The following is a 13,168-nucleotide window of genomic DNA, read 5'->3' as shown; positions in this document are numbered from 1 at the left end:
GGAAAGAATGCGTTTGAAAAAAATAGCTTTTTTATTAAGGAAACAGACATTGCTGCAAAAAGAGAGTTGCTATCATTACCAATTTCTTTTATGATTATAACTGTAATATATTAAATAATACAGTTAGTACGCATGATACATCATGAAAGGAGGAGGGACATGTTCGAACTTGATCTTCGAAGCCGACAACCCATTTACGAGCAGCTGGTTGAAAAAGTGAAAGAGCTTATTATTCACGAAGTATGGAAATCTGACGAACAACTCCCATCTGTTCGTTGGCTGGCAAAAGAATTAACGATTAACCCCAACACCATTCAAAAGGCATACCGCGAACTCGAGCATCAAGGTTATATTTATTCCATCCCGGGGAAGGGGCATTTCGTTGCTCCTCAAGCGAAAACAATGACGAGGGAGAAGGTGGAAACAATGCGGAATGAATTACTTCGTCTCATTTCTGAAGCGTTATATTTAGGGATGAGCAAAGAAGATATTTTGTCCTTGATCGAGCTGGCCGAACAATCGGTGAAAGGAGGCATAAAACATGATTGAAATCATTAACATCGGGAAAGAATTTGATGATCTTGAAGCCATAAAAGGGATTAATATGCATATACAAAAAGGATCGATTTATGGCTTGCTTGGTTCTAACGGTGCTGGAAAAACGACGTTATTGAAAATGATTGCCGGCATTTATCGGCCTGACCGTGGAACAGTCAAGATTAGTCGAGAGCCGGTGTTCGAAAATCCAAACATTAAAAAAAGAGTTTTATTTTTACCAGATGCTCTTTACTTTTTTCCACATGCCACAATTCGACAAATGGCGGACTTTTATAAAAGTATATATCCATCATGGAGCGAAGAACGGTTTGCGCGGTTACAAGACGTATTTCCTCTTGATCTTCATAAAAAAATTCATCGTATGTCGAAAGGAATGCAGCGACAAGCGGCATTTTGGCTCGCCTTTTCCGTCATGCCTGATGTATTGATTCTCGATGAGCCGTTAGACGGGTTAGATGCAGTCATGCGACAAAAAGTAAAAAACTTGCTTGTCCAAGATGTAGCTGAACGTGAAATGACAGTGGTAATTTCATCCCATAATTTGCGAGAGGTTGAAGACCTTTGCGACCATATTGGCATTTTACATCAAGGAGAGCTTCTTATCGAAAAAGAATTAGATGATTTAAAGGCTGATGTTCATAAAATTCAAGTGGCATTTCACGGAGGCATTCCTGCTCGGATTCTTAACGGCCTAGAGATCGTTTATCAAGAACAGCGTGGAAGTGTGCTTTTATGCATTGTGCGTGGAAACAAAGAACAGATTATATCGTATATTAACAAGTTTGAACCAGTCATCTTTGATGTGCTCCCACTGACGTTAGAGGAAATTTTTATTTATGAAATGGGGGATGTCGGCTATGCTTTCGAAAACATTATCGTTTAATCGCGGTATCACCGTTCAAAATCTCCGCCATGTTGGATGGATTGGACTTGTTCATTTGCTCGTTTTATTGGCAGCTGTTCCGCTTCAACTCATTATGTTGTACACAAGAAGAGAGCAAAATGACGCACCTCTTTGGAATAATCTTTTTGAAATATCAGGCTCTTTCCAAGCGGTGGTTGTGTTTACTTTCCCGGTGTTGTTAGCGATCTTTTTATTTCGTTATATGCAGGTGAAAAGTTCTGCCGATTTTATGCATAGTTTACCAATTCGACGGAAAGCGTTATTTTATCAACATACGGCATTAGGAGCATTTCTGTTAGTCATCCCGGTGGTCGTCACTGCCCTTATTACTCTTATTCTTTATTATACACTAGGGATTGACGTGTTGTTTTCCGCCACTGATATTTTCCAATGGGCAGGAGAAATGTGCCTGATGGAGCTGTTCGTCTTTTTTGTCGCCGTATGGATCGGCATGATGACAGGGATGTCGGTGCTGCAAGGAGGGCTTACATATATTTTGCTTCTTTTTCCTGCGGGAATTTCCGTTCTTTTGCTCATGAACATGACATATTTGCTCACTGGGTTTGCCGCTGATTATTATTTGAATCGAGATCTCGAACATATCATTCCGTTTTTCCGATTTATGCGGCTCGGCGCAGAACCATTTGCCTTCATCGAAACGTTCGTTTATCTCTTTCTGATCATCGTTTGTTACGTGCTGTCTTTATGGCTATATCAAAAACGTCATAGTGAAGCAGCAAGCCAAGCGCTTGCTTTCCCTGTATTGCGTCCGGTATTTAAATATGGAGTAGCGTTTTGTACAATGCTTGTCGGCGGTTTTTATTTCGGGGAAACACAGCAACAATTCGGCTGGATTATATTCGGATATATGACGTTTTCGATCGTTGGCTTTTTTGTCGCAGAAATGATTATTGAAAAAACATGGCGCGTGTTTGATAAGTGGAAAGGTTATCTCTATTTTTTCGTAGCGATGCTGATCGTTGGTACTTTGCTTCATTTCGATATTACAGGATACGAAAAACGAATTCCGGAGTTAGGAGAAATTGAGCAAGTGTATTTTGGCGATTCTGTTTATGATTTTATCGATAAGAAAAGCGAATACGTGCCTTACATCCAACTAGAACAAGTAAGTCAATTTTTAAAAGAAAAAGAGAATATCAAAAACGTCTACTTGTTCCATCAGCAGCTCATCGAAGATCAACCGATGCCTTCCTCCCGGTCTACAGAAACGAGATACGTTGTCATTGGCTATATTCTCAAAAACGGAGATCGCATGATTCGCTCGTATGAAGTTCCGGTAGAACAATATAAATCATTTTATCGCCCGATCATGGAATCGAAAGAGTATAAGAAAAACTACTATTTTCTTCTTCGTGACAAAGGGGTTTCGCCTGTTCGACAAGTGACAATGCGTAAGGCGGATTCGGGAGAAGAAACGGTCGTGTTAACCGAGCCGAAACAAGTCGAATCATTTTTAACCGCGCTGAAAGCGGATTTGCAAAATGAATCGGTCGATTCGATGCTTGGTAATGTCGGCGTATGGGGCGATATCGAGTTATTACAAAGCGATGGCGATATTCTTCACGTGACATGGAAAAAGTCATATATGAACGTTGAACAATGGTTGAAACAGCAAAGATTGCTTTCCAAAGCAAGACTAACTGCAGAGGATGTCGATTACGCGATTGTCGTGAAAAATAAAAATATCGAAGGGAAACCGTTAACTGCTGATCCCCGCTTCATACAACGATTATCAGCAAGAACTGATGTTGTACGCATCACCGATAAGAGGAAAATCGATGAATGCTTGCGCCAATCGTCATCGCCACTTGATGAGCGGCATTTGTATATCATTATATTTTATCGTTCTGACGGTTCTGATCCGCAATTGGGCGGCTTTGACGAAAAAAACGTTCCATCATTTATTCGTGAACAATTGCAATAAACCCACAAACGAGGTTAACGATGCTACGTTAGCCTCGTTTTTTTACCTATTATTCAAATGAATATTTGAATGAATTGACACATTTTTTATAATTGCACATAATATATTCAAATGAATGTTTGAATATTGAAGGTGAAATTATGGTTCAAGATATGTGCGAAGTTTTTTGTTTTGATGAAGAGAAAGTGAATGCGCTCAAACAGCGAATGGATGACATTCAAGGAGTGGAACAATTATTTAAGGCATTATCAGATGCGACGCGGCTAAAAATTGTCTATGCGCTGACGCTAGAAGAAGAGTTATGTGTTTGTGATGTCGCGAATATTATCGGTTCTACGGTCGCGACTGCTTCTCATCATTTACGTTTTCTTCGCGATATCGGCTTAGCGAAATATCGGAAAGAAGGAAAACTTGTGTTTTATTCTTTGCAAGACGAGCATGTTTACCAGCTAGTTTCGATTGCCCTTGTCCATGTAAAAGAAGGGGAGAAAAACGATGGAGAATAAACAGGTATACCGCCTTCAAGGTCTTTCATGCGCCAACTGCGCGGCACAATTCGAGAAAAATGTCAAAATGATTGATACGGTCAAAGACGCACAAGTAAATTTTGGCGCTGCAAAATTAACTGTGATGGGAAGTGCCACAATTGAACAGCTTGAACAAGCGGGAGCTTTTGATCGTATAAAAGTCATACCGGAGAAAGAACAAAAAGAAACTCCTTCCGTTCCGTTTTGGCGAAAACGAGCGAATCTATTAGCGATGATATCGGCTTTCTTCCTTTTATTTGGCTATATTGCTTCCATTTCCGTTGGTGAAAAAAGTGTTGTGACCATCGGATTATTTGCCATTAGTATCCTCATTGGCGGTTACGATTTGTTTAAAACGGGCATTGCACATTTTTTCCGCTTTCAATTTGATATGAAAACATTAATGACGATTGCTATTATCGGTGCAGCGCTGATCGGAGAATGGCAAGAAGGAGCGGTGGTTGTTTTTCTATTCGCTATCAGTGAAGCGTTAGAGCGGTACTCAATGGATAAAGCGCGTCGTTCGATTCATCGTTTAATGGAAATCGCACCGAAAAAAGCCATCGTTCGTCGAGGCGGACGGGAATACGAAGTGAATGTTGATGATTTGCAAATCGGTGATACGATCGTTATAAAACCGGGGCAAAAAATTGCGATGGACGGGATCGTCATTCGAGGAGAATCGTCCGTCAATGAAGCTGCGATTACAGGAGAGTCCATACCTGTTTATAAAACGGTTGGGGACGAAGTGTACGCGGGAGCGCTGAATGAAGAAGGAGCATTAGAAGTGCGCGTTACTAAGCGCGTCGAAGATTCGACGATTGCTAAAATCATTCATCTTGTCGAAGAAGCGCAAGCAGAACGCGCTCCATCCCAACAATTTGTTGATCGCTTTGCCCGGTATTACACGCCGGCCATTATGGTCATTGCTTTTCTTGTTGCGGTCATTCCACCGTTATGGTTAGCCGGAGAGTGGCAAAGATGGATTTACCGTGGTTTAACTGTATTAGTCGTCGGTTGTCCGTGCGCCCTTGTCATTAGTACCCCGGTAGCGATCGTGACCGCGATCGGCCAAGCGGCACGGCAAGGAGTGTTAATCAAAGGCGGTATTTATTTAGAGGAAATGGGGCGGCTTGCTGCGATGGCTTTTGATAAAACAGGCACGTTAACGAAAGGGATGCCGGAAGTCACGGACATTCGTTTATTTGGTTCCACAAGCGAAAAGGAATTGCTAGAAATGGCTGCCGCAATTGAAAAACATTCACAACATCCGCTTGCTTCAGCTATTTTGCGGAAAGCACAACAGCAAAATCTCTCTCTTGACCGCTTACATGTGACCGATTTCCGCTCCATGACAGGAAAAGGAGCAGCAGCATGCATTCATGGAACAATGTATATGATTGGGAAACCATCTGTCTTTTCCGACCATCTTGTCCCAGCAGAAGCTCACGAAGAAATCCAAAAGCTCCAACAAGAAGGGAAAACGGTCATCTTGCTAGGGAATGAGGAGAAATTGCTTGGCTTAATCGCTATTTCTGACCAAGTGCGCAGCAGCGCTGCTTCCGTGATCAAGACATTGCGAAAGCTTGGCATTGAAAAAACGGTCATGTTAACAGGTGATAATGCCGCTACCGCCAAAGCAATCGGAGAATCTCTAGGGTTAACAGACGTCAAAGCGGAGCTGCTTCCAGAAGAGAAATTGACAGTGATCAAGGAAATAAGAAACGAACTGAACTGCGTTGCAATGGTCGGAGATGGAATTAACGATGCTCCAGCACTGGCGGCAGCGACAGTGGGCATTGCGATGGGGAAAGCTGGGACCGATGTGGCTTTGGAAACAGCCGATGTCGTATTAATGGCTGATGACCTTCGTCAATTGCCTTATGCTATTCGTTTAAGCCGAAAAACGTTGCGAATCATTAAAGAAAATATTACATTTGCCTTAGCGCTAAAGCTGTTTGCTTTACTTCTCATCATTCCAGGGTGGCTCACCTTATGGATGGCGATTTTTGCGGATATGGGAGCTACGCTACTCGTGCTTCTTAACTCATTGCGACTTGTCCGGTTACAATAAGAAAAGCAGAAGCAATACTCCCAACCTCCATAAGCAAATATATAGAGATGCGATTCACAAAAACAGTCTCTTGTCAAAAAAGCAACTCGGACAAGAGACTGTTTTTATGTTTGTTTTTTCTTTTGTCTTTGGCGAAACAACGTAACTAGGACATTAAGCACCCATAATAGTAAAAATGAAAATAAAATAAACAATTCAGGCGTTTCCATCACTCGGAAAGGATTGATGACATTATGGAGCGATTGCTGTAGCTTAAACCCCATTAATAATATATCGATCCCAATGATAACCCCCATTAACAATCCTCCAATAAGCAAAGAAACCCCAAGCAATTTCATGTTACCACACCTTTGGCAAACTACGATTTTTTCTAGTTTCTGTTTTACGAAGTTCCCTCATTCATGTTTGTATAACTTCTTCGTCATTTGTCCATAATGGCGAATAAATTAAGAAGAATGGGGGATAGTGATGTTATTTCAGTGGGGACTACGAAAAAAGCAGCCAGCTAATTCTGCGACAACGAAAGAACAAGAACAAAGTGGCCAAGCAAAAGATGTTCCCAACGGGAGCCTCGACACCATCGTGAATGTCAACATTGATATTGTTCAACGAACGACTGGAAATAGTTCTGATATTGTCATTCGTCGGTTTACGATCGGTGAAGAGAACCCTATTCATGCTGCGATCGTTTTTACAGATGGACTTGTTGATGAGAAGATTATTTACAATTTTTTACTCGAGTCACTAATGACGGTGAATATTCCTTCCTCTTTTTCACCAAAGGATCTGTTTTTATTCATCGAGCAAAAATTGGCGGCTGTCGGTGGAGTCAAGCACGTTCAACAATGGTTTGATGTATTTTCATCGTTATTATCTGGTCAAACGATTATTTTTATCGACGGTATTCCTACTGCGTTAAGTGCCAGTACAAAAGGAGGGGAGTATCGCTCTATTGAAGAGCCGAGTACACAACTGGCCATTCGCGGTCCACGTGAGGGATTTACGGAGTCGCTTCGTACGAATACGGCGATGATCCGCCGTCGCATTAAAAATCCGAACTTATGGCTTGAAACGATGAAAATCGGTGAAGTGACACAAACCGATGTCGGAATTATGTATATAAAAGGAATTGCGAATGATGAAATTGTTGAGGAAGTAAAAAAGAGATTACGAAGCATTCATATTGATAGCGTGTTTGAGTCAGGATATATTGAACAATTAATCGAAGATCAAACGTTTACTCTGTTCCCAACTACGTATCATACGGAACGACCAGACGTTGTGGCCGCCAATCTTGTTGAGGGAAGAGTCGCAGTGATAGTGGATGGGACTCCGTTCGTATTATTGGCGCCAGCGGTATTTATTCAATTTTTTCAGGCGGTCGAAGATTACTATGCCCGCTTCGATATTGCTACAGCACTTCGCTTTTTGCGCGTATTAATTTTCTTTATCTCGCTTGTCGCTCCCGCTGTGTATATCTCAGCGACGACATTTCACCAAGAAATGATCCCTACTCCGCTTGTCATTGCGATTGCGGCTCAGCGCGAAGCTGTGCCGTTTCCCGCTTTTGTGGAAGCATTGATAATGGAAGTCACGTTTGAAATTTTACGGGAGGCAGGAGTGCGTCTCCCGCGCGCTGTCGGACAAGCGGTATCGATTGTTGGCGCGCTTGTCATTGGCCAATCAGCGGTGGAAGCAGGAATTGTATCTTCCGCCATGGTCATCATTGTATCAATTACTGCCATTGCTAGCTTCGCGACACCATCATTTGCGATTGCAATTTCTGCACGGCTCATCCGTTTTTTGTTGATGTTTCTTGCCGCTATGTTCGGATTTTATGGTGTTATTATAGGACTTCTTTTGATGACCATTCATTTATGTAGCCTCCGTTCGTTCGGAGTGCCATATATGTCACCGCTTGCTCCATTTATTCCTGCTAATGCAGGCGATACGATTTTCCGCGTCCCAACATGGGCATTTAAAGAACGACCGCGCCTCATCAACCAAGCAAATATCATTCGTCAAGGAGAAAACCAACGCCCGCAACCACCTGACGAAACGAATAATGAATGATAAAAGAAGGTGACCTAGGTTGAAACGCAAGGCTTTTTTTCTCATTGTTCTTTTCATGAGTATGACCGTACTTTCAGGGTGCTGGAGCAGAAAGGAATTAACGGATCTTGCGTTTGTCATTGCAGTTGGTCTCGATAAAACCAAAGACGGAAGGTATATGGCTACGTTTCAAGTCGTCAATCCCGGTAACGTTGCTGGGGCGACCCAGCGTGGGGGTGGAAGCGGAGGAGTCCCGATTACTTTGTACAAGGCAACAGGGGACAATTTAGTCGAAGCGAGCCGAAAAGGGTCACAAAAAATATCACGCTTGATCTATTATGCTCATACGAACTTAATTGTGATTGGAGAAGAGATGGCAAAAGAAGGAATTGGCCCTCTGTTTGATGCAATGGAGAGAAATCCACAATTCCGGACAACAGCTATTGTGGTAATTGCACGACATCGGACAGCAGAAGAGATGTTAAAAATATTAACTCCGATTGACAAGCTCCCCGCCAATCAAATGATAAAAACACTACAATTTACTGAAAAAACATGGGGACAAAATATTAGTGTCCACGTAGGAGAGGTGATTAATGATCTCACATCAGAGGGGAAAGAGCCTGTTATTAGTGGATTTCGTTTAGTCGGTGGTGTACAAGAAGGAGAGCGACAAACAAACGTACAGGAATCCGAACCGGATGCACGGCTGAGTGCTGATGACTTAGCCATTTTGAAAGATGGTAAATTAGTAGGGTGGATCTCTGGAAAAGCGGCACGTGGTGTCTTATGGGGGCTTGATAAAATCGAACAAACCGTGATTACGATAGATTGGAAACATAAACAAGAAGCCATCGCGTATAAAGTCGTAAGGGCAAAAACGAGCGTCAGTGCCGACATGAAGAAAGGAAAACCTGTTGTTTCTGTCCATATTGGAGCAGAAGGAGATATTGGTGAAGCACTCGTTCCTTTAGATTTCTCTGATCCCCAAGAAATTTTTGCGCTTGAAAAAAAGATACAAAAAGAAATCCGCCAAGAAATTATAAAAGCCATCGAGAGAGCTCAACAAGAAAAAAGCGATATTTTCGGATTTGGAGAAGCATTACATCGTTCCGATCCCCAAGAGTGGAAAAAAATAAAAGCAGACTGGAACGATACGTACTTTCCTCAATTAGAGGTAAAGGTGAGTGTAGATGCATCTATTCGGCGAACAGGATTGCGCAATAAGCCGTATATGTTCGGAAGATAAAAGGGGCGGTGAGACCATGGAACAAACGAAAATCAATGCAAGACAGCTATTTGTATTGATCGTGTTATTTGAACATGGCAGCACGATGGTCATTCCGCTTGGGGGGGAGGCCAAACAGGATGTTTGGCTAGCCATTTTAATCGGAATGATTATAGGACTATTGTTATTTCTTGTTTATTATCGTCTTTATCTATATTACCCTGATCTTCCGCTTACCGGATATATTCAAGATATCACAGGACCGATTTTTGGAAAGATATTCGCGTTGGTTTATGTGTTGTATTTTTTGTACCTCGTTGCACGAGTATTACGAGATTTTGGAGAACTGTTGTTAACGTTTGCCTATCCAGAAACGCCATTATTTGTTCTAAATGCAATTATGATGTTGACGGTCATGTATGCCGTCTATAAAGGGATAGAAGTGTTAGCCCGAACCGGAGAACTCTTTTTTACGCTTCTCTATGTTCTTGCCATATCGGGGATGATATTAGTCGTTGCAGCAAAATTGATTGATATTCACCGGTTACAACCAGTTCTTGAAGAGGGGTGGAGAAGGGTTTTTAAAGTCGTATTCCATCAAACACTATATATTCCATTCGGTGAGATCATCGTGTTTACGATGCTATTTCCATATATCAATAATCCAAAAAAGACAAAAATAGTTGCATTGTCGGCGATGACTTTATCAGGAATTAACTTGGCCATTATGATGACGGTGAATGTTGCTGTGCTTGGAGCTGATGCTGTCTCCCGTTCGACGTTTCCGCTTCTCAATACGATTCGCGAAATTCAAGTCGCGAATTTTTTGGAGCGATTGGACGTCTTTTTTATGATTGCTTTAATTATTGGAGGATTTTTTAAAATTGGAGTCTTTTTTTATGCAGCAGTCATTGGCGCTGCTCATTTATTTAATGTAAAGGAACATCATCGTCTTGTGTATCCGCTGGGATTAGCATCTTTATTATTATCTATCGCTGTTGCTAGCAACTTCCCTGAACATGTTAAGGAAGGGGTAAACATTGCAACTGTGTATATCCATATGCCGTTACAAATCATTCTTCCAGTATTACTACTTGCTATTGCTTGGATTCGACAACGGATGTAAATCGTCAACGATATATGTCACTTTTATTTGATTCAAAAGAAGGAAAATAAATATGATTTTAGAAATAATAGGGAATAGAGAATTTCTAAGAGAAAAGAGGTGCCATGTGATGATCATCGATGTTATTGACAAATGCGGATCGGTGTAAGTAAGTTTGCAACGAGCAATTATTAATATCCAACAAGTTAAAACTTTTATCCTATGAAAAAAGATGGAGCCCCTTTGTCCATCTATCATTTATAATAAAATTAACCAATATTATCACAAAAAGGGTTGAAAACAAGTGAAATTGGATTTACATGTGATGGAAAAAACGTGCAGTCATTGTGCAACACAAGGCATTATCATTACCGACCACAATGAAACGATTGTTGCTGTCAATGATAGTGCTTTAAGATTAACGGGTTACTCAAAGGAACAACTCATTGGCCAACCGTTCCGCCTACTTACCTCAAACGAACACTATATTGCTGTCTATGAATCCATCTGGGAATCGGTAATAGAGAATGGGTATTGGGAAGGAGAAATTCGTAATGTTCAGTCGAACGGAAAGATATTTTTTATCAAGTTGACTGTCTATGCGCTAGCAAGCAGCATCGACAAAAGCGACCTCTATGTGTGGTGCTTTTCTGATCTGGAAGAACGCTCGAACGACGTAGAACCCAAACAAATGTTGGAAGCGATTTATAAAGCTTCACCGATGGCGGTCACGACGCTACATAAGGATATGACAGTCAAAGATTGGAGTGATACCGCACAAAAGCTGTTTGGCTGGAAAAAAGAAGAAGCGATTGGTCAGCCGCTGCTGTCATTATTAAGCTGCCACTCCCATTATATCGCATCATTTCTTCAACAAATCGCTAAAGGCGACATTTCCAGTCTTGAATGTACCGCTAGACGAAAAGACGGAACTGTCATCGACATTGCTTGTTCTATTGTCTCCATTGCTCGTCCAGATGGAACTATTACGGGATATATTGTGATGATCAATGACATTACTAAAACGAAGCAAAAGGAGCTTGAATATAAAAAACAGGTGGAGCTAGCGAAAAAAATCCAGCAGAGCGTATTAACGGCCCCCATTCAAAGCAACGTTGTCACAATGGATGCGATTTATATTCCATCAGAAGATTTGTCGGGCGATATGTATGCTTGTTACCAAATTGACAGTCATCGGTATGGTGTAATTATTATCGACGTCATGGGCCACGGGCTCTCTGCCTCTTTAGTAAGCATGTCTTTACGTTCATTATTGAGAGGGTTAATTCTTCGAGTTATTGACCCCGTTTATGTAGCGGCGGAGTTAGAGAAACATCTACAAAATTTATTTCCGGACCAAGCGAATGATATGCATTATCTTTTTTCAATGATTTATTTAGTCATTGATACAAAAACAAAGCAAATTGAATATACGAACGCAGGACATCCTGCTGGTCTTTTATTAATGGACGATGGGAACATTGTGGAACTCGATAAAGGGGGACTTGCGATTGGAAGCCCATTCTCCGTTCCGTTTGACAAAGGAGTCGTTCGCTATCATAAACGCACGAGATTGTTTTTATATACAGATGGTATCTTGGATGAAATAGACTCGTCCATTTTAAACAGCATGGCAAAAATTCGCGGCTACGTCAAACACAATCGTCATCTATCAGATCAACAGTTTTTGCAGCTGTTTGTCGAAAAACATTTATATCAATCTCGTCCAGCGGATGATATTTGTTTACTTTCAATTACGATTAATGAAAAATAGTAGGTGCAGAAGATGTATGAAATTACCGTCAAATGTCCAGCTACTATTGAAGCGATGGAGTTTTGTGATGCATTTGTTGAAAGCATCGCTCAGTTTTTTTCCATTCACGAACGTGAATCTCTTGTTTTATCGATCCATGAAGCCATCATTAACTCTATCGAAGCGATGAAACAATTGTATGGTGAGGATCATAACAACACCTTCTCGCTTTACATGCGTATTACCGAAGAAGAATTGATGATTCTTGTGATTGATCGTGCAAACGGTATCCCAGCGCATGAACATAAGAAATTGCATGTCAATAGTTTAGAAGATTTATTGCTAGCCGAATCAGGTCGAGGTCTTTTATTAATCAAAGAATTAATGGATGATATGTGGTTTGAGCAACGAGAAAACGGAGAGCATGCGATTGGGATGAAAATGAGGAGATGAAACAAAATGAATCGTTGGACATCTACTCTAGAAATGGAAGCAACGTCTATGGCTATCTATGAAAAAATCTCGTTTAAAGGGAAATTAACGTATAGCACCCAACAAATTGCCAGACAAAAGCTATACGATTTATTATCGAAAACAAACAAAGATTTTGTTCTTCTTGATGTGAGTGAGTTATCATTTATTGATAGTACCGGCCTTGCGGTTTTTATTCATTTTTTAAAACAAGAAGTAGACAAAAACAGAAAGTTTATATTTGTCTTTTCGAATAATGATGTATTGAACAAGCTTTTAATGATTGCTAAATTTCATAAACTGTTTCCATTTGCAAAAACGGAACAGGAAGTCAATCAATTTTTAGTAGAACAAGGCCACTTAGTTGCTAATCAAGAAGCGCTGTTAAACATTTGGGTTAAGCAGGGAAACGAAGAGAGCAAATAGCGGGAAGATTACTCCCGCTTTAATTTTTGTATCAGGAACTAAAGTTTTCTTCCCCCGATAGCAAAAAATTGTAAAAAACTATCTTTAGGAGGTACAATATAAATTACAGCAAAAGTGTGGGGGAG

The 13,168-nt window shown here is 40.9% G+C and carries 12 protein-coding genes; 11 read left to right on the top strand and 1 reads right to left on the bottom strand.

Annotation, left to right across the window (positions count from 1 at the left end; translation table 11 throughout):
* Positions 1-159 precede the first annotated feature (159 nt).
* From HNR31_RS10345 to HNR31_RS10325, 5 genes are all read left to right on the top strand, one after another.
* On the top strand, positions 160-549 hold the full coding sequence (locus HNR31_RS10345) for a GntR family transcriptional regulator (protein ID WP_181556173.1): 390 nt from the start codon (positions 160-162) through the stop codon (positions 547-549).
* Positions 542-1,441 carry an ABC transporter ATP-binding protein gene (locus tag HNR31_RS10340; RefSeq protein WP_181556172.1) on the top strand — a complete coding sequence of 300 codons (900 nt, stop codon included), beginning with the start codon at positions 542-544 and terminating at the stop codon, positions 1,439-1,441. Before HNR31_RS10345 ends, HNR31_RS10340 begins: the two co-directional genes overlap by 8 nt.
* Complete coding sequence (locus HNR31_RS10335; protein ID WP_220129491.1) at positions 1,416-3,407, top strand: DUF6449 domain-containing protein; 1,992 nt, start codon at positions 1,416-1,418, stop codon at positions 3,405-3,407. The genes HNR31_RS10340 and HNR31_RS10335 overlap by 26 nt, the downstream gene beginning before the upstream one ends.
* Before the next feature lie 140 nt (positions 3,408-3,547).
* Positions 3,548-3,913 (top strand): ArsR/SmtB family transcription factor, encoded by a 366-nt coding sequence (locus tag HNR31_RS10330; RefSeq protein ID WP_181556171.1) that lies wholly within the window; start codon positions 3,548-3,550, stop codon positions 3,911-3,913.
* A complete protein-coding gene (locus HNR31_RS10325; protein WP_181556170.1) occupies positions 3,903-6,008 on the top strand; it encodes a heavy metal translocating P-type ATPase in 2,106 nt (701 codons plus the stop codon). The genes HNR31_RS10330 and HNR31_RS10325 overlap by 11 nt, the downstream gene beginning before the upstream one ends.
* A 104-nt stretch (positions 6,009-6,112) precedes the next feature.
* Here HNR31_RS10325 and HNR31_RS10320 read toward each other — a convergent pair whose 3' ends face one another.
* Positions 6,113-6,346 (bottom strand): hypothetical protein, encoded by a 234-nt coding sequence (locus HNR31_RS10320; RefSeq protein ID WP_181556169.1) that lies wholly within the window; start codon positions 6,344-6,346, stop codon positions 6,113-6,115.
* A gap of 130 nt (positions 6,347-6,476) precedes the next feature.
* On the opposite strand from HNR31_RS10320, the gene HNR31_RS10315 reads away from it, so the two are divergent.
* The 6 genes from HNR31_RS10315 (at position 6,477) to HNR31_RS10290 (ending at position 13,043) form a co-directional block, all read left to right on the top strand.
* Positions 6,477-8,081, top strand: coding sequence for a spore germination protein (locus HNR31_RS10315; RefSeq protein ID WP_181556168.1), 1,605 nt, complete (start codon positions 6,477-6,479; stop codon positions 8,079-8,081).
* Positions 8,082-8,100: 19 nt separating this feature from the next.
* Positions 8,101-9,309 carry a Ger(x)C family spore germination protein gene (locus tag HNR31_RS10310; protein ID WP_258561055.1) on the top strand — a complete coding sequence of 403 codons (1,209 nt, stop codon included), beginning with the start codon at positions 8,101-8,103 and terminating at the stop codon, positions 9,307-9,309.
* Between the two features lie 16 nt (positions 9,310-9,325).
* Positions 9,326-10,414 carry a GerAB/ArcD/ProY family transporter gene (locus HNR31_RS10305; RefSeq protein ID WP_181556167.1) on the top strand — a complete coding sequence of 363 codons (1,089 nt, stop codon included), beginning with the start codon at positions 9,326-9,328 and terminating at the stop codon, positions 10,412-10,414.
* A gap of 283 nt (positions 10,415-10,697) precedes the next feature.
* Complete coding sequence (locus HNR31_RS10300; RefSeq protein WP_309505676.1) at positions 10,698-12,167, top strand: SpoIIE family protein phosphatase; 1,470 nt, start codon at positions 10,698-10,700, stop codon at positions 12,165-12,167.
* Between the two features lie 12 nt (positions 12,168-12,179).
* Positions 12,180-12,599 (top strand): ATP-binding protein, encoded by a 420-nt coding sequence (locus HNR31_RS10295; RefSeq protein WP_258561054.1) that lies wholly within the window; start codon positions 12,180-12,182, stop codon positions 12,597-12,599.
* 6 nt (positions 12,600-12,605) lie between these two features.
* Positions 12,606-13,043, top strand: a complete 438-nt coding sequence (locus HNR31_RS10290) for an STAS domain-containing protein (protein ID WP_181556166.1) — start codon at positions 12,606-12,608, stop codon at positions 13,041-13,043.
* The last annotated feature ends 125 nt before the right edge of the window (positions 13,044-13,168 follow it).

This window comes from Thermaerobacillus caldiproteolyticus (genome assembly GCF_013761245.1).
Lineage (GTDB): Bacteria > Bacillota > Bacilli > Bacillales > Anoxybacillaceae > Thermaerobacillus > Thermaerobacillus caldiproteolyticus.
Note: the sequence above shows the minus strand (reverse complement) of the source record. Positions and strands in the feature narration are given on the sequence as shown.

Excerpts from the sequence above, each read along its gene's own strand:
- HNR31_RS10335 (WP_220129491.1), top strand. The coding sequence starts at position 1,416 with ATGCTTTCGAAAACATTATCGTTTAATCGCGGTATCACCGTTCAAAAT.
- HNR31_RS10325 (WP_181556170.1), top strand. The coding sequence starts at position 3,903 with ATGGAGAATAAACAGGTATACCGCCTTCAAGGTCTTTCATGCGCCAAC.
- HNR31_RS10320 (WP_181556169.1), bottom strand. The coding sequence starts at position 6,346 with ATGAAATTGCTTGGGGTTTCTTTGCTTATTGGAGGATTGTTAATGGGG.
- HNR31_RS10305 (WP_181556167.1), top strand. The coding sequence starts at position 9,326 with ATGGAACAAACGAAAATCAATGCAAGACAGCTATTTGTATTGATCGTG.
- HNR31_RS10330 (WP_181556171.1), top strand. The coding sequence starts at position 3,548 with ATGGTTCAAGATATGTGCGAAGTTTTTTGTTTTGATGAAGAGAAAGTG.
- HNR31_RS10345 (WP_181556173.1), top strand. The coding sequence starts at position 160 with ATGTTCGAACTTGATCTTCGAAGCCGACAACCCATTTACGAGCAGCTG.
- HNR31_RS10295 (WP_258561054.1), top strand. The coding sequence starts at position 12,180 with ATGTATGAAATTACCGTCAAATGTCCAGCTACTATTGAAGCGATGGAG.
- HNR31_RS10340 (WP_181556172.1), top strand. The coding sequence starts at position 542 with ATGATTGAAATCATTAACATCGGGAAAGAATTTGATGATCTTGAAGCC.
- HNR31_RS10290 (WP_181556166.1), top strand. The coding sequence starts at position 12,606 with ATGAATCGTTGGACATCTACTCTAGAAATGGAAGCAACGTCTATGGCT.
- HNR31_RS10315 (WP_181556168.1), top strand. The coding sequence starts at position 6,477 with ATGTTATTTCAGTGGGGACTACGAAAAAAGCAGCCAGCTAATTCTGCG.